A 21,799-nucleotide genomic window follows, 5' to 3' on the forward strand; every position below is an offset into this window, starting at 1 on the left:
CGGGTGCGCGGCATGTCGCGGGCCGTGCCACCGGCGGCGCCGGGACCCCGCCGCGCCGGCCGGCAGGCCGGGACGGCGGGGAGTCAGGTCCGCTGCTGGGCCTTGAAGGCGCCGAGCCAGTAGTTGGGAGCGGACGTCCCGTCTCCGCGCGGCTTGACGGTGTAGGCGGCGAAGACGCTGTTGAGCAGCCACGGGTCCTTGTCCGGGCCGAAGTTGCGCACCATCAGGTCGTCCTGCTTGAAGCCGTACGTCGCCACCGCCAGCCGGCCGGTGCCGCGGTAGAGCCGCATCTGGTCGCGCAGGAAGGTCGACTGGCTCGTGAACCACGGGCAGCTGGTCAGGAAGTCACGCCATTTGCGCTGCGGGAAGGGGTCGTCGACGGCGGCCTTGATCACCTGCCAGACCTTGGTGCCGGGGGCGAATCCGTACCGCTGGGCGAAGTCCGCCGCGACGGGGTCCTCCATGTGCCGTTTCCAGTGCCACACCAGCGAGAACTCGGTGACGAGGAACGTCTGGCCCGCGCGCATCCGCGGCAGGATGTAGTCGAGGAACGGCTGCGTGTTCTCCGGCGCGGGCACGTGGGGGTGGATGTCGACGCCCTCGATCTCCGGAGTCTCGCGGACGAAGGTCATCCAGCGCTCAGCGGCGGGCGTGCGGCGGTCGGCCAGGTCGAGCCGGTTGAGCGCGCCCATGTAGAGCTTGGTGCCGCAGCCCGCGCCGCAGTGCTCGCGCCGATAGCGGATCACGTGCCGGGCGACGGTCTCGTAGAAGGCGTTGAGCCGCTCGTCGCGTTCGGCGGGCAGGCTCTCGATGAACGGCTCGTTGCCGATCGTCATGATGTCGATCTTGCCCATCACCGCGGGCAGCACCCGGTCGAGACGGGCCAGCTCCGCGGCCATCTCCTTGCTGCCGGGCGCGGGGAAGGAGGCCTGGTTGTAGGGGAACTTCAGGCTCAGCAGGGTGTCGTGGCCGCGTCCAGCGGCTTCTGTGAGGGTGCGGATCGCGAAGTGATCGGCGGGGTTGACGTCGTCGGCCGCGGGCATCGGGAAGAACCCGCGCACCCAGCGGGCGCCGGCCTCCCGCAGCTCGCGGTAGTCCAGCGCGTCGAGGTTCTGGTTGAAGTTCGCCCCGAGGGCTCCGAGAGCGCGGGGCTGGTCGTTCCGTACGGGTCCGCCTTCCTGGGTGGTGGCGTGGGCGGCGGTCGAGAAGGCCAGAACCGCGGTCGTGGTGAGGATCGGCAGTCGGCGCAGCATGGTTGCTCCCTGGGGGATGAGCGGTGGTCATCGGCGCACTCGCCGGTCATGTTTGCGCTAACTCGATCGCGCTGTCAATGGCCGGTCGGCGCGGGCTCAGCGGCGCGGCGGCGCGGTGGACGCGCGGATCACCAGCTCGGGACGGACGAACCGGCTCGTGCCGGCGGCCGTGGCGGGTCCGGCGGGCGTCTCGATCTGGGCGATCAGATGCTCCAGGCAGCGGCGCCCCACCGCGGCGAGGTCCTGGCGCACCGTGGTCAGCGGCGGGGTGAGGAAGGGCGCGAAGTCGAGGTCGTCGAAGCCGACGACGCTCAGATCGTCGGGAACCCGGCGGCCCAGCTCGGCCGCCGCCCGCAGGACGCCCACGGCCATCTGGTCGTTGGAGGCGAAGACGGCGGTCACGGAGTCGTCGGCCAGCAGGCGGAGAGCCGCCTCGTAGCCGGACCGCGGCGACCAGTCGCCGACGACGGGCGGCGGGATCGTGCGTCCCGCCCGCTTCAGCAGCCGCTGCCAGGCCGCCCTGCGCCGCTGGGCGGGATTGGACCCGGCGGGCCCCGCCACGTGGTGGACCGTGGCGTGCCCCAGCTCCAGGAGGTGGTCGACGGCGGCGCGGGCGCCGGCCGCCTCGTCCATGCCGAACGTCGGATGCCGGTGCGCCGCCTTGCTGTCGGCGATGACCAGGGGCACCTCGTCGGACAGCTGGAGGTGGGGGGTGTCGAGCACGCGCGCCTCGATCACGATCACGCCGTCGACCGCCCGGTCGGTAAGACCGCGCACGGCCGCGCGCACGTCCTTCTCCGTGGGTGCGTCGACCACCGCGATGCTCACCGAGTAGCCGCGGGCCTGGGCGCCGGTCACGACGGACTCGACGATGCGCACGTTGAGCACGGCGCTGAGATTGAACGTGACGACGCCGATCGTGCCGAACCGGCCGGTCGCCAGCGCCCGCGCGGCGATGTTGGCGCGGTAGCCCAGCTGTCTCATGGCCGTCTCGACCTTGAGCCGGGTGGCGGCGGTCACGCGGTCGTTGCCGTTGACGACCCTGGAGACGGTCTGGCCGGAGACCCCGGCGAGTTCGGCGACGTCGGCCATGGACGGCCCTCCGGACGCTCTCGTGCCTGGTGCTCGAACCACGCCGGGCGTCTCCCTTCGTCATCGCAGCGGGCGGAGCGCACGAAAAGGCGGGGACGGGCCGGTCAGGGCCTGGCCGCCGGCGCTCTCGACGTCGCTCAAGGACGTGTCGCCGCCGACAGCGTACATCTCCGCCCAGGGCCGCGGAAATCGTTCCCTGAGCCCTCGTGCGCCCGCTTCTCTTGTTTACGCAAACATGCATATCACGACGTCAAGCCTACGAGGCCCAGCGTAGTGACCGATGTCGTCCACTCAGAAACCTCACCGGCACCATCTTGACGCTGATGGGCGGCGGACATAGGTTTGCGCAAACATAAATCCGCTTGACCGGGGGATCCCTGCGATCAGGGACGGGCGGGACAGGTCGCTGACCGAACCGACGAAGAGGAGTCGCCATGCGGCGGCAGCAACGGATCCTTGGAAGCCGGCCCGGCGCCGGGAGCGCCGGGCGACCCAGTATGGGCCGGCGCCAGTTCATCGGCGGCGCCGGCGCCGCCGCGCTGGCGGCGGCGCTGGCCGGATGCACGGGTGGCGGGCAGATGAGCCGGGAGAGCGGCGGCTCGAGCGGATCCCTCCAGTGGTGGGACCAGTTCCGCCCGTTGACGAAGATGTTGCAGGACGATCTGTTCGGCCCCTACACGAAGGAGCATCCCGGGGTCACGATCGAGCGGCGCCAGATGGACGTGCCCGACCTGGGGCAGGCGCTGCAGGTCGGGCGGCGCAGCAACCAGATGCCGGACGTGCACTCGCTGGCCGGCCTGGGAACCTCCGCCGCGGCGCTGGTCAGCGAGAGCTGGTTCCAGCCGATCGGCAAGCTCGCCGACTTCAAGGGGAGCCCGGTCGGCGAGTTCCTCTATGACGGCATGCACCGCTTCGACGGCGAGATCTACTCCTTCCCCATGTTCTCCGGCCGCTGGCACGAGGCGGTGCCGTGGTACAACACCGCGCTGCTCAAGCAGGCCGGGGCCGACCCCGAGGAGGAGCCGGCCACCTGGGACGACCTGCGCGACGTCGCCCGGCGCCTCACCAAGGGCACCGGCGACGGCGTGTACGGGATCGTCGTGCCGAGCAAGGAGACCGAATACCTGCAGTTCCTGGTGAACCGGCTGGCCATGACCGCCGGCGCCCCCGGCGGCATCGACTGGACGACGGGCGCGTACGCCTACGACGCCCAGCAGTACGCCGACGCCATCGAGTTCCTGATCGCCCTGCAGACCGACAAGGTCGTGCATCCCGCGTCCCCGTCGATGGGCGCCCGCGACGCCCGCGCCCGCTGGGCGGCCGGTCAGGCGGGCGTGTACCTGTGGGGCGCCTGGTTCATCGGCGGCCTGCGCGTGGACGAGCCGGAGGCCGTGGAGCGCGGGGTCGGGACCTGGCACATCCCCTGCCCCGAGAAGAGCAGGAACTTCGTCTACAGCCCTCCGCAGTCCGGCACCTTCTGGGTGTCGAGCCAGTCGAAGCGGGCCAAGGACGCCGCCGACCTCATGCTGCAGATGACGACCAAGGAGTTCCAGGCCAGGCTGGCCGCCGCCATGGACCAGCCGCCCGCCCTCGCCGACGTGGTGGAGGAGGCGGAGGTGCATCCGGCCTACCGGCAGTGCGTGGCCAACTTCCAGGACGACGTGCGGATCGCCCCGGCGCCCGAGGTCGCCACCCCCGGCGTCTGGCAGGTGCTCGCCGAGATGCGCGACGTCCATCCGAACCTCGGCGACATCGTCCAGTCGGTGCTGACCGGGTCGACCACCGACGTGGCCGGAGAGCTGCGCCGCTACACCGACGCGATGAGCGCCGAGCGCGAGCGTGCCATCAAGGTCGTCCGCGAGGAGAAGGGCGTCGAGGTCGACACGAAGGCCTGGGTGTTCGCCAACTGGGACAGGAAGGCGGACTACGACCAGCAGGCCTACGCCGAGCGCTGAGCCGAGCCCGCCCGCGAACAGGAGCACGATGACAACGACAATCCGGCGGCGCGAGCGTCCGGCCGTGGCGGCCGCGCGGGACCGCGGCGGGCGCGGCCTGCTGCGCCGCCTGCGGCAGGACTGGTGGATCTACCTCTTCCTGCTCCCGACCCTGCTCGGCTACGGCGCCTACACCGTCTACCCGCTGCTGGCCTCGTGGTGGTTCGCCCTCCTCGACTGGCCGGGGTTCGCGACCGCCGGCACCTTCGTCGGCGTCGAGAACTTCGAGCGGCTCATCGGGGACGACCTCTTCTGGAACGCGTTCTGGAACTCGATCGTGTTCCTGGTGTTCGCCGTACCCCTGCGGGTGGGGCTGGCGCTGGCGCTGGCGCTCGTTCTGAACCGGAAGAAGACGCCGTTCAAGGGCTTCTTCCGCACGCTGTTCTTCCTGCCGGTCGTCACCACGGGAGCCATCGTCGGCGTCGTGTTCACCCTGCTGCTCGACGCGAGCGGCCCGGTGAGCCTGGCGCTGGTCTGGTCGGGGCTGATCGACTCGCCGGCGAACTTCGCGGCCAACGCCGGCACCTCCCTCTACGCCGGGATCGCCGTGTGGGTGTGGAAGTGGCTGGGAATCACGCTGATCTACTGGCTGGCCGCGCTGCAGACGATCCCGCAGGGGATGCACGAGGCCGCGATGATCGACGGCGCCGGCGCCTGGGCGGAGTTCCGCCACGTGACGATGCCACTGCTCGTGCCGTTCCTCGTGATCATCACCCTGATCGACACGGTGGCCGCGTTCAACGTCTTCGACCTGATGCAGACCCTCACCGGCGGGGGCCCGTCCTTCTCATCCGAGGTGATCGAGATCTTCATCTTCCGTACGGCCTTCCAGGCCACCGTTCCCCAGCTGGGTTACGCGTCGGCGGCGGCGGTGCTGTTCGGGCTGCTGACCGTGGGCTTCGCGATCGCCCAGGCCGTCGGCATGCGCTGGGCCAGGGGAAGGACCGGCGCGTCATGACGGCGACCGCGCGGGCCGGCCTGACCTGGCGCGCCCGCCTGCTCCGCCGTCCCAGCCCGGGTCAGGTGGTGACGGTCGTCCTGCTCCTCGTGCTCGGCGGCCTGTGGATCTACCCGTTCGCCTGGCTCGTCTCGGCGTCGCTGAAGTCGTCGCCCGAGATCTTCGGCCGCGGGCTCGCCCTGCTGCCCGAGGAGCCGGTCTGGGAGAACTACGCCCGGGCCTGGAACGAGGTGGGCTTCGCCACGTACTTCGTCAACACGCTCGTCATCACCGCGGGCACCGTGCTGCTCGTCGTCGTGCGCAGCGCGCTGGCGGGCTACGTGCTCGGACGTTACGACTTCGTCGGCAAGAAGCTGCTCATCGGGGTGTTCCTGGTCACCTTCTTCCTCCCCGAGGGGTACACGATCATCCCGATCACCCAGCTGACCGACCAGCTCGGCCTGCTCAACACGCACGCCGGCGTGATCCTCGGGCTGGGCGCGGGCGGGCAGATCGCCTCGACCCTGCTCTACGCGGGGTTCTTCCGGCGGATGCCGAAGGAGCTGGAGGAGACCGCGCGCCTGGACGGCGCCGGACATTTCACGATCTTCTTCCGCGTGATGCTCCCGCTCGCCTGGCCGATCACCGCCACGGTGGTCATCCTCACGTTCCTGTTCGCCTGGAACGTCTACCTCCTGCCGCTGGTGTTCACGCTCAGCGAGCCCGGCCTGCGGACGCTGGCCGTGGGCATGACCGTCTTCGTCGGAGAACGGGGCACCGACTGGTCGGGGATGGCCGCCGCGGCGGTCATCTCGCTGATCCCGGTGATCGCCGTCTTCGTCGTGCTCCAGCGCAAGTTCGTCGACAGCATCGCGGGAGCGGTGAAGCAATGACCGGAACGGAGATCCCTGACATGCCCGTCCCCGCCCGTGAGGCGCTCGTGACGATCGACACCCGCCACCCGGAGGGCCGGATCGACGACGACGTCTACGGCCACTTCCTGGAGTCCGCCTTCTTCGGCAACATCGAGGGCGGCGTGTTCGACGAGGGGTCGCCGCTGTCCGTCGGCGACCCCGGCCTGCTCCAGGGCGTGCGCGCCGACGTGCTGGAGCTCTGCCGCGAGCTGGCCCCAGGCCCCATCCGCTGGCCGGGCGGCAACTTCACCTCCGCCTACCACTGGGAGGACGGCGTCGGCCCGCGCGACGCCCGGCCCCGCCGGCTGGAGCTGGCCTGGGGCGGGCTGGAGTCCAACCGCTTCGGCACCGACGAGTTCCTGGCCTGGTGCGAGGCCGTGGGCGCGGAGCCGTACCTCGTGCATTCCTGCCGGGACGTCGACGAGGCGGTGCGCTGGGTCGAGTACACCAACGCCGCCCAGGAGACCGCGCTCACCCGCCGGCGCGCCCGCAACGGGCGAGCCGAGCCGTGGAAGGTGAAGTACTGGGGCGTGGGGAACGAGGTCTACGGCCCGTGGCAGATGGGCCACCGCCCGGCCGAGGAGTACGCCGCCGCGGCCCGCGAGCACGCCAGGTTCATGCGCCTGGTCGACCCGGACCTCCGCCTGATCGGCGTCGGCATCCCCTGGCAGCAGGAACAGTGGACGCGCCCCCTGATGCGCCAGGCGGGCCACCTGCTCGACTACCTGTCCCTCCACCTGTACGGCGCCAGCACCCACCTGTGGACCGGAGACGACTACGACGACGTCGTCGCCCAGTCCCTCTACTTCGAGCGGGAGATCCAGTCCTACTCCCAGCTGGTCACGGCGCTCGCCGCGGAGGTCGGCCTGGACCGCCCGCCCGCGCTCGCCCTCGACGAGTGGAACATGCGCCACCTGGAGCCCGCGGCCTGGCCGGACCCGCTCCCCGGCGACGACGGCGGAATCGCCCCGCGCGAGCTCCCCGGCGTGACGCCCGCTGATCGGCCGGGCCCCGTACGGGTGAACCGGTGGAGCCCGCGTACGGTCGGCGACCTCGTCTTCTACGCCGGAGTGTTCCACGCCATCCACCGCACCGTGGGCCTGCCGGCGCCCGTGAGCATGGCCAACCCGGTGAACCTGGTCAACGCCAACGGCGTGATCGTCGCCCGTCCCGGAGGGGCCCTGCGCTCGGCCATCTACCACGTCTGGCACCTCTACCGGCACCACACCGGCCCGACCGTGCTGCCGTCGCGGGTGGACGGCCCGGCGCGCTCGGCGTCGGTCCGGCTCGGCGACAACCGCGGCCCGGACGGGCGGCTGCTCACCGCGCCCATGACCGTCCCCTACGTCGACGTGTCGGCCACCCGCGCCGACGACGGCTCCGTGCGGGTCGCGGTCGTCAACCGGCACCGCGACGAGAGCGTGCGCCTGCGGATCGTCCTCGACGGCGCCGCCGGCGACACTCCCGCGAGCGCGCGGGTCCGCACCCTCGGGGCCGGCGACCTGCACGCGGTCAACACCCTCGGGGCGCCGGACACGGTCGCGGTGCGCGATCTCGGGCAGGTCGAGGCGAGCGACGGCACGTGGGCCGTGGGCCCGCACTCGGTGACCGTGCTCGCCTTCTGAGCTGTCCGAACGACGGGCTCGCTCTGGCAGGCTGGGGGCATGCGGTTCCGGGTGCGCGAGTTCGAGCTGGCCCTGATGCACCGGATGCGTGACCTCAACGCCGGCCGGGTGGAGGACGCGCTCGCCGCCATGGGCGCGTCCGGGGCCGAGGTGCGGGCCGCGCACACCCACTGGACCCGGCTGGCCCACGCGGCCCGGGCTCCCAAGGGAGCGGCGGTGTTCCGGATGGCGCTGGGGCCGCCCCACCACGCGGGCCCGCGCGTGTTCGGCAGCCTGACCTGCGACGTGCACCGGTGGGCCCTGCCGTCGTGGCCGGGCCTGGAGTTCGAGGTGCTGACGGGGCCAGGGGGCGAGGTCTGGAACCAGTGGTTCGTCCGGCCCCGCGGCGGCGTGCGGCTGGCCTTCGCCGACCTCACCCCCTGGACGTGCGTCGTCGCCGACGTGGGCACGAGTTTCCCGGGGGCCACCTCGCTCGAGGGGCAGGCGCCGCACCACTGGTCGGTCGAGTTCGCCCACGCGGGCACGGTGTACCGTGCCCGCTTCGTCTACGGCCTCTACCAGCGTCTCGACCGGCCGGACGGCTGAGCGCCGCAGGCGCCACCGCCCGGCCGGCCGAGGGGGCGGCGCGCTAGGCCGCGACGCCGGACTCCTTGGCGGCGCGGTCGATGGCCGCCAGCTCCTCGTGGGTGAAGCCGAGGTTGTCGACGGCGGCCACGTTCGCCTCCAGCTGCTCGGGGCTGGACGCGCCCACGAGTACCGAGGTGATGCGCGGGTCGCGCAGCGCCCACGCGAGCGCGAGCTGGGCCACCGTCTGGCCACGGGCCTCGGCCAGTTCGGACAGCGACCGCACGAACGCCAGCACCTCCGGCGTCACCCGGTCGGCCGTGAGGAAACGCCCCTCGGCGGCGCGCGAGTCGGCGGGGATGCCGTCGAGGTAACGGTCGGTCAGCAGGCCCTGCGCCAGCGGCGAGTAGACCACGCAGCCGACGCCCTGCTCCTCGAGCACTCCCAGCAACGAGTCCTCGATGCCCCGGTTGAGCAGGGAGTAGGACGGCTGGTGCACCAGGAGCGGGGTGCCGAGCTGGCGCAGCAGGCGGGCGGCCTGGGCGGTGCGCTCGGGGGAGAAGTTGGAGACGCCGACGTAGAGCACGCGCCCGGTGCGGACCATGTGGTCGAGCGTGGCCACCTGCTCTTCGAGCGGGGTGTCGGGGTCGTCGCGGTGCAGGTAGTAGATGTCGACGAAGTCGAGGCCGAGCCGCTCCAGCGACCTGTCGAGGGTGGCGAGCAGGTGCTTGCGGGAGTTGCCCTTGCCGTACGGGCCGTCCCACATGGGGTTGCTGCCCTTGGTCGTGACCACGACCTCGTCGCGCATCGACCGGGGGAAGATCCGGCCGAACGTGGACTCGGCGGCTCCCAGCGGCGGGCCGTACCGGTCGGCGATGTCGAAGTGGGTGATGCCGAGGTCGAGCGCCTTGTGCAGGATCGTGCGCTGGCTGTCGAGCGGCTTGCCTCCGCCGAAGTTGTGCCACAGGCCGAGCGACACGGCGGGGAGCAGGAGACCGCTGCGGCCGCACCTTCTGTACGGCTGGCGTTCGTAGTCCAAGGGTGTCCTTCCGGGGTAACGCGGACCAATGAAACGTTTTACGTAGCCAAGTTAAGCACCTCTTCCCCCTCGTCCGCCGCCACGCGTGCCGCGCCCGCGCGTGGCGTGGCTCGGCGGGCATTTTCTTTACTGTTCTGTACAAAATACGGTAGCCTGCCCTTCATGGGCAGGCCACGCGAGTTCAGTGATGAGGCCGCCGTCGACGCCGCGATGGAGCTGTTCTGGGAGAAGGGGTACGAAGCGACCAGCACCCAGGACCTGTGCTCTCGCACGGGGCTCGGCCGCGGCAGCCTTTACAACGCCTTCGGCAGCAAGCACCGGCTCTACGAGACGGCGATCCGCCGCTACGCCGACACCAAGGGCGAGGCCCAGCTCGCGATGCTGGCCGAGCCCGGCTCCGTGCGTGACCGGCTGAGAGACCTGATGCTGGGCGTCATCGACGCCGACATGGCCGACCCCGGCCGGCGCGGCTGCCTGGCGCTCAACGCCGCCACCGAGTCGAGCGGGCGCACCGAGGCCGTCGCCGGGCTCGTGCGCCGCCAGTTCACCGACCTGGAGCAGGCGATCCTGCGGCTGGTGGAGGTCGGGCAGAGCACGGGCGAGCTGGCGTCCGACCGGCCGCCGCTCCAGGTGGCGCGCGCGTTCCAGAGCGCCTACTACGGCCTGCGGGTGCTCGCCAAGGTCGCCGGCGACCGGCAGGCGCTGCTCGACGTCGTCGAGGGGGCCGTCGCCGCCCTGTGAACCCCGCGGGATCCGCCGCGGGGTTCGTGCTGCCGTCATTTTGTACAGATCAGTAAAGAATGGAGTCTTCGTGACCAGGATCAATGCCGGCGTGCCCGCGCTGATGCTCTGCGTCTTCGGCATCACGACCGGCGAGTTCGTCATCGCCGGAATCCTGCCCGACCTCGCCGAGGACCTGACCGTGTCGATCCCGGCCGCCGGGCTGCTGGTGACGGCGTACGCGATCGGGATGATCGTCGGCGGCCCGGTGCTGACGGCGCTCAGCGCCCGCTTCCCGCGCAAGCCGCTCATCCTGGCCCTGCTCGCGATCGCCATCGCGGGAAACCTGGCCTCCGCGCTCGCGCCCGCCTATCCCGTGCTCTTCGCCGCGCGGGTCGTGACCGCGCTGGTGACGTCCACGTTCTTCGCCAACGCGATCGTCATCGCCGCGTCCACCGCGCCGCCGGACAGGCAGGCGTCCACCGTGTCCACGCTCGTCTTCGGGATGAACCTGTCGATGATCCTCGGCGCGCCCATCGGCACCCTCATCGGCGAGGCGCACGGCTGGCGGGCCACGTTCCTGGCCATCGCCGCGTGTTGCGCGGCCGGATGGTTGCTGGTGGCGCGGCTGGTGCCGGACGTCCGCGCTGCCGCGCCGGCCACCTCCGCGGTGGCCGAGCTGCGCGTGTTCCGCAGGCGCGACGTTCTCCTCGCCATCGCCGTCACCGCCGTGGGCAACGCCGGGCTGCTCATGGTCTTCACCTTCTTCGCGCCCCTGGTCACCACCGTCACCGGGTTCGCCGCCGGCGCGGTCGCCGTCCTGCTGCTGGTGTACGGCGTGGGCGCGGCGGCCGGCAACATCGCCGGGGGCCGCCTGTCCGACATGTCGCCGATGCGGGCGCAGATCGGGCTGCTGGCCCTGCTCGCCGGGGCGCTCGTGCTCATGTGGGCGGTCAGCGGCAGCACGGCCGTCACGGCGGTGATGGTGTTCGTGGCCGGCGCGCTCGGCTTCTCCGTCATCCCCGGGATGCAGGCGCGGGTGCTGGCCACCGCCGCCGCCGCGCCCACGCTGGCCATGGCGGTGAACGCCTCCGCCTACCAGCTCGCCGCGGCCTTCGCCGCCTGGCTCGGCGGCCGGGTCATCGACGCCGGGCTCGGGCTGCGCTCGCTCTACCTCGTGGCGGCGGCCGTCACGGTAGCGGGCATCGCGGTGAGCGGTTACGCCTGGCTCCGCGACCGCGGGCGAGTCGTACGCGCCGGTTAGTTAACCGGCTCCCGGCTGGACGATCATCAGCACGACCACGACCGCCCACAGCACGTTGTAACCGCCGGTGAGCATGCTCAGCGTGCGCAGCGCCGCCGGCCCGCCGGGCTCGGCAAGCGCGGCCCGCTGGCGGGGGACGATCAGCAGGGCCAGCAGGCAGCCCGCCGCGAGGGTCAGCACCATGGAGGCGACCAGCCACGTCTCGCTCATCCTGCCCTGGACGACGGCCAGCACGATGCCGGCAGCGGGCACCAGGACGGCGGCGATGCCGTAGCCGCGGCTGACGCGGTGGAGCGCTGCGGCCACGGCCCTGCTGCGCTCGCCGCCCTCCGCCGCTCCTGCGACCGGCGCGTACCGCGGGAACAGGCTCGCCGCGACGGCCGACCCTCCGACGAACAAGAAGCCGGCCAGCACGTGCACCGACAGCAGCAGACCCTCCACCGATCCTCCAGACGCCGAACGACCTTCAGGCGCCTTGAAGCTTAGCACGCAAGCTTCAAGGCGCCTGAAGGTGGTGGGTCAGCCCGCGCCCAGGAAAGCCGCCCGCACCGCGTCGCCGACCTGGCGCTGGATCGGATCGGCCGCCGGGCCGAACAGCAGGTCGTCCACCCGCGCCACCACCTCCCGCGCCGCGTCGAGCAGCCGCGCCCCCTCGGCCGTGACCTCGATGGTCGAGGCCGACCCGGCCCGGGCGGTGCGGTCGCGCACCAGCCCGGCGGCGGCCAGCGCCTTCACCGCCGCGTGCACGCTCTGCACCGTGGTCCCCGACATCCGGGCCAGCTCGCTGAACGACACCCCGGGCATCCCGGCGATGTGGCCCAGCAGCCCCAGCCGGCCGACCGTGAGATCCAGCGGCGCCAGGGCGGCGCCCAGCTCGCTCTCGATGCGGCGGGCCAGCGTGAGCAGGACGATGGAGGTGCTGGTCACGGGCGGTCCGGGACGGTCGTTCTCGGCGGTCATCCCTTCAGTTTCCCGCAGCGCGGCACGGCCGCGTACCCCGGATCACGCCTTGTCCCGCGGCCAGGTGAGCTCCGGCCGCGCGGGACTGCCCTCGGGCTTCATGGCCGGCAGCCGGGCGGGATGGTGGTATTCGACCCGCACCTTGTAGAAGTCGGCGTCCACGCGCGGCCGGCCGTCCTTGTCGAGCGCGGGCGTCACCTCCACCTCGGAGTAGGCGGTCAGCAGCGAGCCCGGGTCGAGGTAGTAGACCGCGTGGAAGCCGGTGCCCATCCCGCCGGTGTAGGAGTACGGATGGGTCTGCGGGTCCAGGCCCGACTTCTTGAACGACCACATGAGCGACTGGCCGCCGTAGTACAGGTCGTCGGCGCGCTTGACCGGCGTGTAGTCCACGGCGAGCCGGAGATACTGCTTGCCCTTGACCTCGGCCAGCCGCAGCTCGCCCGGCCTGACGAACCCCTTGTAACCGGTCTGGAGCTCCTTGACCCACGTGTCGGCCTGCGCCTGCGTCATGCCGCCCGTGGAGATGCCGTCGGAGATGTAGCGATAGGCGCTCTGCAACCGGCAGAGGGAGTCGCCCGGGTCGGGGCCGTCCCACCGCTTGAGCTTGTAGCTGTAGCCGTACCCCGCCCCGTCGCGGCAGACCGTGATCGGGTCGTCCGCCTCGGCCGACCCCCACGCCATGCGGAACTTCTTGGTCCGGTAGTCGAACCCGCTCTCCCACACGTAGCCGGGCTCGCCCTGCCGGTATTCGGACTCCTCGGTGTACGACTCCTGCGTGAGGTGCCGGACCGGTTGCGTGGCCATCTTCGTGAAGCCGGCGTAGAACAGCGCCGTGGGATCGACCGAGCTCACGTCCTCGGCGGTCAGGCGGCCCTTCTTCAGCACGTCGAGGCTGTCCGGGTCGCCCGCCGCGGCCCCGCCCTCGCCGGAGCTCTGCCACAACAACCATCCGCCCCCCAGGCCGAGCACCACGACCACCGCGAGCACCGCCGCGAGGGCGATCAGCCCTCCGCGTTTCCGCGGCGGGCGCGGGGGAGGGGGCATGGGCCCGGGCGGACCGCCATGGTACGGCGGTGGCATGGGTCCCGGAGGGCCGCCGCCGTGCGGCGGCCTTACGGGTGGCCCGCCGGGGTGCGGTGGCGGCCCGGCGCGGTGAGGTGGCGGCCCGGCATGCCGAAATCGATCCTGAGGTCCTCCCGGCCACTGCGCCATCTGGTCTTTCCCGTCACGTCGTCACTACTGGCCGAGAACGCTAGCAACACCCCCTGACGCTTCGAAAATGCTGGAAGTCTCGCCGACGGCTTTACCTGATCTTTCGGTGCCCGCTGGTTGAGTGACCACCGCGACGTTGATCGACCCCCTTGGAGGATCCATGAAAGCGAAGCTCGCGCTGGCCGCCCTGACCGCGCTCGTGTCCGTGACCGCTCCCGCAGCGCCCGCGAGCGCCGACCCCGCCGACCCCGCGCCCGGCGGGCCGCAGCGGCCCCACGAGGCGGACGTCGAGGGGCCCCGCAACATCGACTCCCTGGCGGTGACGGCGACCGCCGGTCCGGGCCGCGGTGTGACGCTCGCCTGGGACCGGCGCAGCCGTGCCGGCACCGGGCAGGTGCCCGCGGGCGCCAGGCGGTTCGTGTTCCTGTTCGACCGGTCGGTGCGCTTCAACCCTGACGCCTTCCCCACCTGCGACCGCGCCCTGATCGAGGAGAAGGGCGCGACCGCCTGCCCGGACGGCTCCCAGGTGGGCACCGGACTGGCCGAGTACGCCACCGGGGAGCCGCGCGAGGTGCTCGCCTTCAACACCCGGATCGGCCGCTCGCCCGGCGTGCTGGTCGTGCTGCCCTCCACGGGCGTGGTGCTGGAGCAGACCCTGGAGCGTGTGTCGCGCCCGTACCGGAAGGACTACCGGTGGGCGCTGGACGAGATCCTGCCGCCGAACGACACCCCACCCCAGGAGCGCGCCGGCACCACCAGGTTCCGGTTGTCGTTCGGCGCCACCCGCGAGCACCACGGCCGCACCGTCGGCTTCGTGGAGACCACGGCCAGGCCCGGGTCGGCGCTGACCTTCGGGTTGTGGAGCGAGTTCGTCACGGGCCAGGTGCTGGTGCCGGTCGCGAAGGCGCGGCTCGGCCGCTGAGCGGCGGGCTCACGTGCCGGCCGGGACGTCGCGGCCGTCCGGTGAGCGGCGGGCTCTCCTCCAGGGCGCGTCGTTCGCCGAGGCCGGGGAGCCGGTCGTACGGATGCCGGCTCACCCGGTGCCGTCACCGTGGTCGAGCAGGCGGCGCTGCTCCTCCTCGATCACCTGCCGGGCCAGCGCCTGCTCCGAGATGTCCACCGCGTCGGCCGCCGACTCGGCCAGGTCGCTGCGCCGGGCGTAGGCGTCGAAGAGCCGCGACTTGCGGTGCAGGATGTCCAGCATGCGCTGGTCGACCGAGTCGACCGTGAGCAGCCGGTGCACCTGCACCTTGCGGACCTGCCCCATCCGGTGGGCGCGGCCGATCGCCTGGGTTTCCATGCTCGGCTTGACCTGCGGCTCGCACAGGATCACGACGGAGGCGGCCTGCAGGTTGAGCCCCACCCCGCCCGCCTGCACCTGGCTGAGCAGCACCGCGTGGCCCTTGGCCGCGGAGAACTCGTCGACCACCTGCTGCCGGCGCGCGGCGCCGACGTCGCCCGACAGCGGCCCGTGCGCGCGGCCGTTCAGCTCCGCCCGCACGCGGGCGAGCACCGCGCGGAAGTAGGAGAACACGACCACCTTGAGCCCGTTGGCCTCGGCGTCCTCGACGAGTTCGAGCAGGCGCTTCAGCTTGGCCGAGGTGGAGGGCTCGGCGTAGGCGGCGCGGCGCATGGCCATGAAGTTGCCGTCGGACACGGCCTGCCGGTAGGCCGCGAAGTCGGCGCCGCTGAACTCCACCCACTCGTCCGCGTCGACCCGGTCGGGCAACTCGGCCAGCACGTCCTGCTGGTTGCGCCTCAGGTAGACGGGCGCGACCGCCTTCCTGAACGCCTGCGCGCCCGCCACCATGTCGCTGTTGCGCAGGCCTGCGGCCAGCTCGGGCCGCAGGTAGGAGACCAGCACGCGGAACTCCTCCACGCGGTTCTCCATCGGCGTGCCGGTCAGGAAGAGCACCCGGTCGACGCGCCGGCACCATGAGGCGACCGTCTGGGACCGCTTGGCCTGCGGGTTCTTCACGTAGTGGGCCTCGTCCACGACGAGCAGGCCGGGCACGGCCTCCGTGCCGAGCCGGTGGAGGCTGTCGAGGGTGACCACGGCGACGCCGCCCTGCCGCTCCCACTCCTGCTGGGCCGCGAGCCTGTCGGGCCCGTGCAGCGGGTGGGCGCGCAGGGTGCTGCGCGACTCGATCTCCCGCACCCAGTTGATCAGGACGCTCGTGGGGCACGCCACCAGGAAATGTGTCGCCCCCTCCGCCCTGAGGTGCGCCATCACGGCGATGGCCTCGATCGACTTGCCCAGGCCCATCTCGTCGCCGATGATCACGCGTTCCTGGGCGAGGGCGAAACGGGCGCCGAACGCCTGGTAGCCGCGGAGCGACACCCGGCGGCAGGTGTCGTCGAGCGGCTGCCCGCCGACCTTGGCCGCCAGGTCGTCGGGCAGCGAGGTCTCGCCCGCCGGCAGGGGCTCCCCGGCGAGGTCGGTCAGCAGCCCGAAGTATTCGGGGGAGCGGGACTCGAAGTCCGCCCACGCCTCCGGGTCGGACGCGGGCGGGCGCAGCAGATCGGTGGTGACCTGGGCGAGCAGCAACGGTGTCTCCGCCGAGGCGTCGAGCAGGCCGGAGATCTCGGCCAGCGCGTCGCGTGCCCGCTGCCGCCGCTTGGGCAGCGTGAACCACATGCGCAGGCGGCTGCGCGCCGGCCTGGCCGCGGCCAGCAAAGGCCCCAGCCGCCCGTCCAGGTCGCGGGCGGCCGCGACGGCCCGGGGCAGGTCGGGGCCCACCCGCACCAGGCGGTGCAGGGCGATCACGAGGTCGGTGACCGGCTGGTCGTGGTGCTCGACGTCGATGCGGACACTCGCGGCGTCGGCCGCCGCCCGCTCGATCTGCCGGGCGGCCGCGTGGATGTGGCCCGCCGTCCGCGCGCCGATCCCCGGAAGCAGCTGCAGCCGGTACGCCGAGGCGTCCAGCACCTGCCGCACGGTGGTGTAACCGGCCTTCTCCAGGGTGGCGACGCGCAGCCGGCCGTCGGTGACGTCTTTCAGCCGGGAGATCGGGACCGACTCCAGCTGCGTCCTGGCCGCGTCGAGGCGCACCTTGTCGAGGGCGGCCGCGGCCTGCCGGTACACGACGGCGTGCTCGCCCAGCAGCGCGCGTGCGGCGGCGAGGAGACGGTCCGCTTCACGGAGTTCCACCGAACCTAGGATGCCGTCGCCGAGGTTGCGACCGTGTAACGGCCCGCCCGGGCGAGTCCTGGCACGGGCGGCCGATGCGATGCGCCACTATTGCAACAATCTTGCAATAGGAAGAACTTCGCTTTAAGGTCGCGAGCATGAAGCGAAGATCGGCACTGTTCGGGGTGTTTGTCCTGGCGTTGACCGCGTGTTCGGCGCCCTCGCAGCCGTCCGCGGCTCCGGCCGCACAGAACACCGCCGTGCTGGGCCTCGGCTCGGAGCCCGACTCGCTCAACCCGGTTCTCGGCTACGCCCCGGACGGGGGCTCGCTGATCTTCGACGGGCTCGTACGGCGCACGCCCGACCTCAAGCTGCGACCGGCTCTGGCCGAGTCGTTGCCGGAGGTGGACGGGGAGAAGGTCGAGTTCACCCTGCGCCAGGGTGTCACGTTCCACGACGGCAGGCCTCTGACCAGCGCGGATGTCGTCTACACCTACGAGCAGGTGCTGGCATCCGGCAACAACTCGCCGATCAGGGGCGACTACGCCGCCATCGACAAGGTCGACGCGCCCGACGCCCGCACGGTCGTCTTCCACCTCAAGTACCCTTACGCGCCCATCCTGCAGCGGGCCACGCTCGGCATCGTTCCTGATAAATCGGACTTGTCGGGCAAGCCGGTAGGGACCGGACCGTACACATTCGTGTCCTGGACCAAGGGCGACAAGATCGCGCTCAAGGCCAACGAGCGTTACTGGGGCGACGTGCCGGCCGTCAAGAACCTGGTGCTCGCGTACACCACCGACGACAACGCGCGGGCGACCAGGATGGCGGCAGGCGAGTACACCGCGACCGAGCTGCCGCCCAAGGCGGTCGACCGGTTCAGGGACCAGCCGGGGATGACCGTCCACGAGGCGCCCAGCGCCGACTACCGGGGAGTCATGTTCCCGATGGACCGGCCGGTGACCGGCGACCTGGCCATCCGGAAGGCACTCAGCCTGGCCGTGGACCGCTCCGCGATGGTCTCGGCGATCCTGGCGGGCGCGGGCGCTCCCGCGTTCGGGCCGATCGCGCCCGGGACCGGGTGGCACGATTCCTCTGTCACCGGCTCCGCGCAACCCGACCGGGCCAAGGCCGTGGCGACGCTGGAGGAGGCCGGCTGGAAGGCGGGCGCGGACGGCATCAGAACCAAGGACGGCACGGCCGCCAGGTTCACGCTGATGTACCCGGCCGGCGACTCGCTGCGCAAGGAACTCGCCCTCGCCGTCGCCTCGGACGCCAAACAGGTGGGCATCGACGTCCGGCTCGCCGGGCTCGACTGGGACGCCATCGACCAGCGCATGTCCAAGGACGCGCTGATCATGGGGTACGGCACCCCGTACGACCCCGACTACACCAACTACGAGCTGTTCCACTCCTCCTACGCCGGCCAGGGCTACTTCAACCCGGGCCGCTACCAGAACCCCGCCATGGACCGGCTGCTCGACACCGGCCGCCGCACGTCCGACCAGGCCGCCCGCAAGAAGGCCTACCAGGAGGTGCAGCGGCTCATCCGCGACGACGCCGTCTGGCTGTACCTCGTCCATCTGAAGCACACCTACGTCGTCCGGGGCGACTGGAGCGGGCTGCAGGTCGGGGTCGAGGCGCACGAGCACTCCACCGGCGGCATGCTCGGGACGGTCGTGAACTGGAAGCCCGGCTCATGACCTGGGTGCGGATCGTCGCCTGGCGGCTCGCCTTCACCGTGCCGCTGCTGCTGGCCGTGACGTTCGGGATGTTCGCGCTGGCCAAGGCGTCCCCGTTCGACCCCGTACGGCAGTATCTGGGCGAGCGGGCCATGATCACCAGTCCGGAGGTCATGGCCGGGATCAGGGCCAACTGGGGGCTCGACGAACCCCTCATGGAGCAGTACGCCACCTGGCTCGGCAACCTGCTCAGCGGCGACCTCGGAGAGTCGCGGTCGCTGCGCCTGCCGGTCGCGCAGGTCATCGGCGAGCGGCTGGGCTGGACGCTGCTCGTCGTCGGATGCGCGCTCGTGGTGATGCTCGTCGCCGGGCTGGCCGTGGGAACGCTGGCCGCCTGGCGGCGCGACTCGTGGCTCGACCGCCTCGTCACCGGCACCGCCTACACCAACGAGGCGGCCCCCGTCTTCTGGGTGGGGCTGCTGGCGATCTGGGTGTTCTCCGTGACGCTGGGCTGGCTGCCCGCGGGCGGGCTCACCGACGCCGCCTCCGCCACGGTGACGCTGCCCGACCTGCTGCGCCACATGGTGCTGCCGGTGGCCGTGCTGGCGTTCTCGCAGTCGTCGTGGCTCCTGCTGTTCGTGCGGGAGTCGGTCATCGGCGTCCTGCGCGAGGACTTCATCACGGGTGCGCGGGCGCGCGGGTTGCGCGGGCGCACGGTGCTGCTGCGGCATGCGCTGCGCTCGGCGCTGCTGCCGTTCATCACGATCATGGGGGCCAGAGTGCCGGAGCTGGTGACGGGGGCGATCCTGGTGGAGGCGGTGTTCTCCTGGCCGGGAGTGGCCGGCACCACCATCAAGGCGGCGCTGTCGGTCGACTTCCCCCTGCTGGCCGCGCTCACCCTGCTGGCCACACTCGCGGTCGTGGGCGGCAACCTGCTGGCGGACCTGGCCTACACGGTGGCTGACCCCCGCGTCCGCGTGCTCGGGATGGGCTGATGGAGATCGCCCGCGAACGCCAGGACGCGTCCGGCAGGCCGGCGCGCCGGCTCCGGATCGCCCTGGGCACGCTGGCCGTGCTGGTCCTCGCCGTGGTGCTGGTGCCGCTGATCGTCCAGCTCGACCAGCAGCTCGTCGACCTGCGGGCCGCCTCGCTGCCGCCCTCGCCAGGCCACCCGTTCGGCACCGACGAAGTCGGCAGGGACGTGCTGATCCGCTCGATCTACGGGCTGCGCGTGTCGATCCTGGTCGGCCTGGTCGCCGCCGTGGCGAGCGTGCTGATCGGCGGCCTGGTCGGGCTGGCCGCCGGCGCGGCGGGGGGAGTGGCCGACCGGCTGCTCATGCGGGTCGTCGACGGCTTCAACGCGCTGCCTCACCTGCTGTTCGGCATCTTCATCGTGGCCCTGTTCGCGCCGAGCGCGGTCGCCGTGGTGGTGTCGGTGGCGGTCACCCACTGGACCACGGCCGCCAGGATCGTACGATCCGAGGTGCTGTCGCTGCGCGGGCGGCCCTTCGTGGACGCCGCCATCTCAGGAGGCTCGGGACGGCTGCGCGTCATCCGCCGCCACTTCCTGCCCAACCTGGTATCCCACCTGCTGCTCGCCACCGTGCTGATGATCCCGCACGCCATCTGGCACGAGACCGCGCTCAGCTTCCTCGGCCTGGGGCTGCCGCCCCACCTGGCCTCGCTCGGCAACATGATCAACGATGGGCAGCGCTCGCTGCTCGCAGGGGACTGGTGGCCGAGCCTGTTCCCCGGCCTGTTCATCCTGCTGCCCACGCTGGCGGTCTCGGCGCTCGCCCAGCACCTGCGCGACCGGACCAACCCGCGCTGGAGATCGGAGCTGGTGTTGTGAGGTTGCGTGTCGACGGGTTGTCGATCCGTTTCCGGCTGCCCGGCGCGGTCGTGCAGGCGGTCACCGACGCCCGCTTCGAGCTGCGCGAGGGCCGCTGCCTGGCACTGGTCGGCGAGTCCGGCTGCGGCAAGTCCGTGATGGCGCATGCCCTGCTCGGCCTGCTGCCGGGCAACGCCGACGTCACCGGGCACGCCTGGCTCGGCCCGCTCGACCTGGTCGCCGCCCCGGAGAAGGTGCTGGCCGGGCAGGTACGCGGACGCATGATCGGCCTCGTCCCCCAGAGTCCCGCCGCCCACCTCACGCCCGTGCGCACCGCCCGCGCCCAGCTCGCCGAGGCGTTGCGCGAGCTCGGCCGTACGGAGACAGCCGACGAGGTCGCCGCGCGGGCCGGGCTGCGTCCGCAGGACCTCGACCGCTACCCCCACCAGCTCTCCGGCGGCATGGCGCAGCGCGTCGCCAACGCGCTCGCCCTCGCCGGCGACCCGCCCCTGATCGTCGCCGACGAGCCCACCACCGGCCTCGACCGGCCCCTCGTGGACGCGACCATGACCGAGCTGCGCCGCCTGTGCGACGAGGGCCGCGCGGTGCTCGTCATCACCCACGACCTGCGCGCGGCCGAGCGGGTGGCCGACGACATCGCCGTCATGTACGCCGGCCGCATCGTGGAGCTGTCCGAGGCGGGCCCGTTCTTCGCCGGGCCGCGCCACCCCTACGCGCGCGGGCTACTGGACGCGCTGCCCTCGCGCGGGTTCGTCCCGATCCAGGGGCAGCCGCCCGAGCTCACCCGCCTGCCGGAGGGCTGCGCCTTCCGGCCGCGCTGCTCCCAGGCGACACCCGTGTGCGAAGAACGCCCCGTCATGAGCGGAAAAGGAGTGGCCTGCCACCATGCTTGAGGCCAACGGCGTCACCGTCCTGTTCGGCCGGCATCGCGTGCTCGACGGCGTGACGCTGTCCGTGGCTCCCGGCGAGGTCCTCGGCCTGGCCGGGCCCAGCGGCTGCGGCAAGTCCACCCTGGCCCGCGTGCTCGCCCTCCTGCTGCGCCCCTCCGCGGGCACGGTCACCGTCGACGGGCACGCCATGACGCGGTGGCGATATCGGGCACCGCACCGCACCTCGATCGGACTGGTCTTCCAGCAGCCGCGCCTGGCCGTGGACCCGCTCTTCACACTGCTCGACGTGATCACCGAGCCGCTGCGCGCCGCCCGCCGGCCCCTCGAACGAGCCCTCCTCCTGGCGGAGGAGCTGGGGCTCACGGCCGAGCTGTTCGGCCGCCGGCCGCACGAGGTGTCGGACGGGCAGCTTCAGCGCGCCTGCGTCGCCCGGGCGCTGGCGCTCGAACCGCGCTACCTCATCTGCGACGAGATGACCACCATGCTCGACGCCTCCACCCAGGCCCACCTCGTCGCCATGATCGAGGAGTACCGGAAGCGCACGGGGGCCGGGGTGCTGGCCATCAGCCACGACACCGAACTGCTCGACCGCTGGGCGGGCGGCAACGTACACGACTGGTCGTCCCGGCCCCAGCCCACCCGGCCGGCCTGACGGCCGGGCCGGATCACGC

The 21,799-nt window shown here is 72.0% G+C and carries 20 protein-coding genes; 13 read left to right on the forward strand and 7 right to left on the reverse strand.

Translation table 11 applies throughout. The features are described 5' to 3' along the window. Positions 1-83: 83 nt before the first annotated feature. Together ABGB14_RS31220 and ABGB14_RS31225 are read right to left on the reverse strand one after the other, a co-directional pair. Complete coding sequence (locus tag ABGB14_RS31220; protein ID WP_347647415.1) at positions 84-1,253, reverse strand: hypothetical protein; 1,170 nt, start codon at positions 1,251-1,253, stop codon at positions 84-86. Positions 1,254-1,349: 96 nt separating this feature from the next. Then, a complete protein-coding gene (locus tag ABGB14_RS31225; RefSeq protein ID WP_347647416.1) occupies positions 1,350-2,345 on the reverse strand; it encodes a LacI family DNA-binding transcriptional regulator in 996 nt (331 codons plus the stop codon). A 497-nt stretch (positions 2,346-2,842) separates the two neighbouring features. Here ABGB14_RS31225 and ABGB14_RS31230 point away from each other — a divergent pair, with 497 nt between their 5' ends. From ABGB14_RS31230 to ABGB14_RS31250, 5 genes are read left to right on the forward strand one after another with little or no spacing between them, the layout of a single operon-like run. Beyond that, positions 2,843-4,300 (forward strand): extracellular solute-binding protein, encoded by a 1,458-nt coding sequence (locus ABGB14_RS31230; protein WP_347647417.1) that lies wholly within the window; start codon positions 2,843-2,845, stop codon positions 4,298-4,300. Between the two features lie 28 nt (positions 4,301-4,328). Continuing rightward, positions 4,329-5,297: a sugar ABC transporter permease gene (locus ABGB14_RS31235; protein WP_347647418.1), complete on the forward strand. Its 969-nt coding sequence runs from the start codon at positions 4,329-4,331 to the stop codon at positions 5,295-5,297. Then, the gene (locus tag ABGB14_RS31240; RefSeq protein WP_347647419.1) at positions 5,294-6,169 is read left to right on the forward strand and encodes a carbohydrate ABC transporter permease; all 876 of its coding nucleotides are present in this window, start codon (positions 5,294-5,296) and stop codon (positions 6,167-6,169) included. The genes ABGB14_RS31235 and ABGB14_RS31240 overlap by 4 nt, the downstream gene beginning before the upstream one ends. Beyond that, the gene (locus ABGB14_RS31245) at positions 6,166-7,815 is read left to right on the forward strand and encodes an alpha-L-arabinofuranosidase C-terminal domain-containing protein (RefSeq protein WP_347647420.1); all 1,650 of its coding nucleotides are present in this window, start codon (positions 6,166-6,168) and stop codon (positions 7,813-7,815) included. The genes ABGB14_RS31240 and ABGB14_RS31245 overlap by 4 nt, the downstream gene beginning before the upstream one ends. A 39-nt stretch (positions 7,816-7,854) precedes the next feature. Beyond that, positions 7,855-8,400: a hypothetical protein gene (locus tag ABGB14_RS31250; RefSeq protein WP_347647421.1), complete on the forward strand. Its 546-nt coding sequence runs from the start codon at positions 7,855-7,857 to the stop codon at positions 8,398-8,400. Between the two features lie 43 nt (positions 8,401-8,443). On the opposite strand, the gene ABGB14_RS31255 is transcribed toward ABGB14_RS31250, so the two are convergent. Next, on the reverse strand, positions 8,444-9,418 hold the full coding sequence (locus ABGB14_RS31255; RefSeq protein WP_347647422.1) for an aldo/keto reductase: 975 nt from the start codon (positions 9,416-9,418) through the stop codon (positions 8,444-8,446). Positions 9,419-9,580: 162 nt separating this feature from the next. Between ABGB14_RS31255 and ABGB14_RS31260 the strand changes: the two genes are divergently transcribed. Together ABGB14_RS31260 and ABGB14_RS31265 are read left to right on the forward strand one after the other, a co-directional pair. Beyond that, complete coding sequence (locus tag ABGB14_RS31260) at positions 9,581-10,159, forward strand: TetR/AcrR family transcriptional regulator (protein ID WP_347647423.1); 579 nt, start codon at positions 9,581-9,583, stop codon at positions 10,157-10,159. 70 nt (positions 10,160-10,229) lie between these two features. Further along, positions 10,230-11,402: an MFS transporter gene (locus ABGB14_RS31265; protein WP_347647424.1), complete on the forward strand. Its 1,173-nt coding sequence runs from the start codon at positions 10,230-10,232 to the stop codon at positions 11,400-11,402. Here ABGB14_RS31265 and ABGB14_RS31270 read toward each other — a convergent pair whose 3' ends face one another. From ABGB14_RS31270 to ABGB14_RS31280, 3 genes are all read right to left on the reverse strand, one after another. Further along, on the reverse strand, positions 11,403-11,843 hold the full coding sequence (locus tag ABGB14_RS31270; protein WP_347647425.1) for a hypothetical protein: 441 nt from the start codon (positions 11,841-11,843) through the stop codon (positions 11,403-11,405). It lies immediately after the preceding gene. Between the two features lie 78 nt (positions 11,844-11,921). After that, positions 11,922-12,362 (reverse strand): MarR family winged helix-turn-helix transcriptional regulator, encoded by a 441-nt coding sequence (locus ABGB14_RS31275; protein ID WP_347647426.1) that lies wholly within the window; start codon positions 12,360-12,362, stop codon positions 11,922-11,924. 42 nt (positions 12,363-12,404) lie between these two features. Further along, positions 12,405-13,406, reverse strand: coding sequence for a hypothetical protein (locus ABGB14_RS31280; protein WP_347647427.1), 1,002 nt, complete (start codon positions 13,404-13,406; stop codon positions 12,405-12,407). Between the two features lie 328 nt (positions 13,407-13,734). On the opposite strand from ABGB14_RS31280, the gene ABGB14_RS31285 reads away from it, so the two are divergent. Beyond that, the gene (locus ABGB14_RS31285) at positions 13,735-14,496 is read left to right on the forward strand and encodes a hypothetical protein (protein ID WP_347647428.1); all 762 of its coding nucleotides are present in this window, start codon (positions 13,735-13,737) and stop codon (positions 14,494-14,496) included. 111 nt (positions 14,497-14,607) lie between these two features. Here ABGB14_RS31285 and ABGB14_RS31290 read toward each other — a convergent pair whose 3' ends face one another. Next, on the reverse strand, positions 14,608-16,725 hold the full coding sequence (locus ABGB14_RS31290; RefSeq protein ID WP_347647429.1) for a DEAD/DEAH box helicase: 2,118 nt from the start codon (positions 16,723-16,725) through the stop codon (positions 14,608-14,610). Positions 16,726-16,862: 137 nt separating this feature from the next. On the opposite strand from ABGB14_RS31290, the gene ABGB14_RS31295 reads away from it, so the two are divergent. The 5 genes from ABGB14_RS31295 to ABGB14_RS31315 are packed head-to-tail and all read left to right on the forward strand — an operon-like array spanning position 16,863 to position 21,780. Next, positions 16,863-18,407 (forward strand): ABC transporter substrate-binding protein, encoded by a 1,545-nt coding sequence (locus ABGB14_RS31295; RefSeq protein WP_347647430.1) that lies wholly within the window; start codon positions 16,863-16,865, stop codon positions 18,405-18,407. After that, entirely contained in the window at positions 18,404-19,381 is a 978-nt protein-coding gene (locus ABGB14_RS31300; protein WP_347647431.1) for an ABC transporter permease, read from the forward strand. Before ABGB14_RS31295 ends, ABGB14_RS31300 begins: the two co-directional genes overlap by 4 nt. Then, positions 19,381-20,238, forward strand: a complete 858-nt coding sequence (locus ABGB14_RS31305; RefSeq protein ID WP_347647432.1) for an ABC transporter permease — start codon at positions 19,381-19,383, stop codon at positions 20,236-20,238. Before ABGB14_RS31300 ends, ABGB14_RS31305 begins: the two co-directional genes overlap by 1 nt. Further along, positions 20,235-21,131, forward strand: coding sequence for an ABC transporter ATP-binding protein (locus tag ABGB14_RS31310; RefSeq protein WP_347647433.1), 897 nt, complete (start codon positions 20,235-20,237; stop codon positions 21,129-21,131). The genes ABGB14_RS31305 and ABGB14_RS31310 overlap by 4 nt, the downstream gene beginning before the upstream one ends. Continuing rightward, positions 21,124-21,780: an ATP-binding cassette domain-containing protein gene (locus ABGB14_RS31315; protein WP_347647434.1), complete on the forward strand. Its 657-nt coding sequence runs from the start codon at positions 21,124-21,126 to the stop codon at positions 21,778-21,780. The genes ABGB14_RS31310 and ABGB14_RS31315 overlap by 8 nt, the downstream gene beginning before the upstream one ends. Positions 21,781-21,799 lie beyond the last annotated feature (19 nt).

The organism is Nonomuraea sp. B10E15, from assembly GCF_039871615.1.
Taxonomy (GTDB): domain Bacteria; phylum Actinomycetota; class Actinomycetes; order Streptosporangiales; family Streptosporangiaceae; genus Nonomuraea.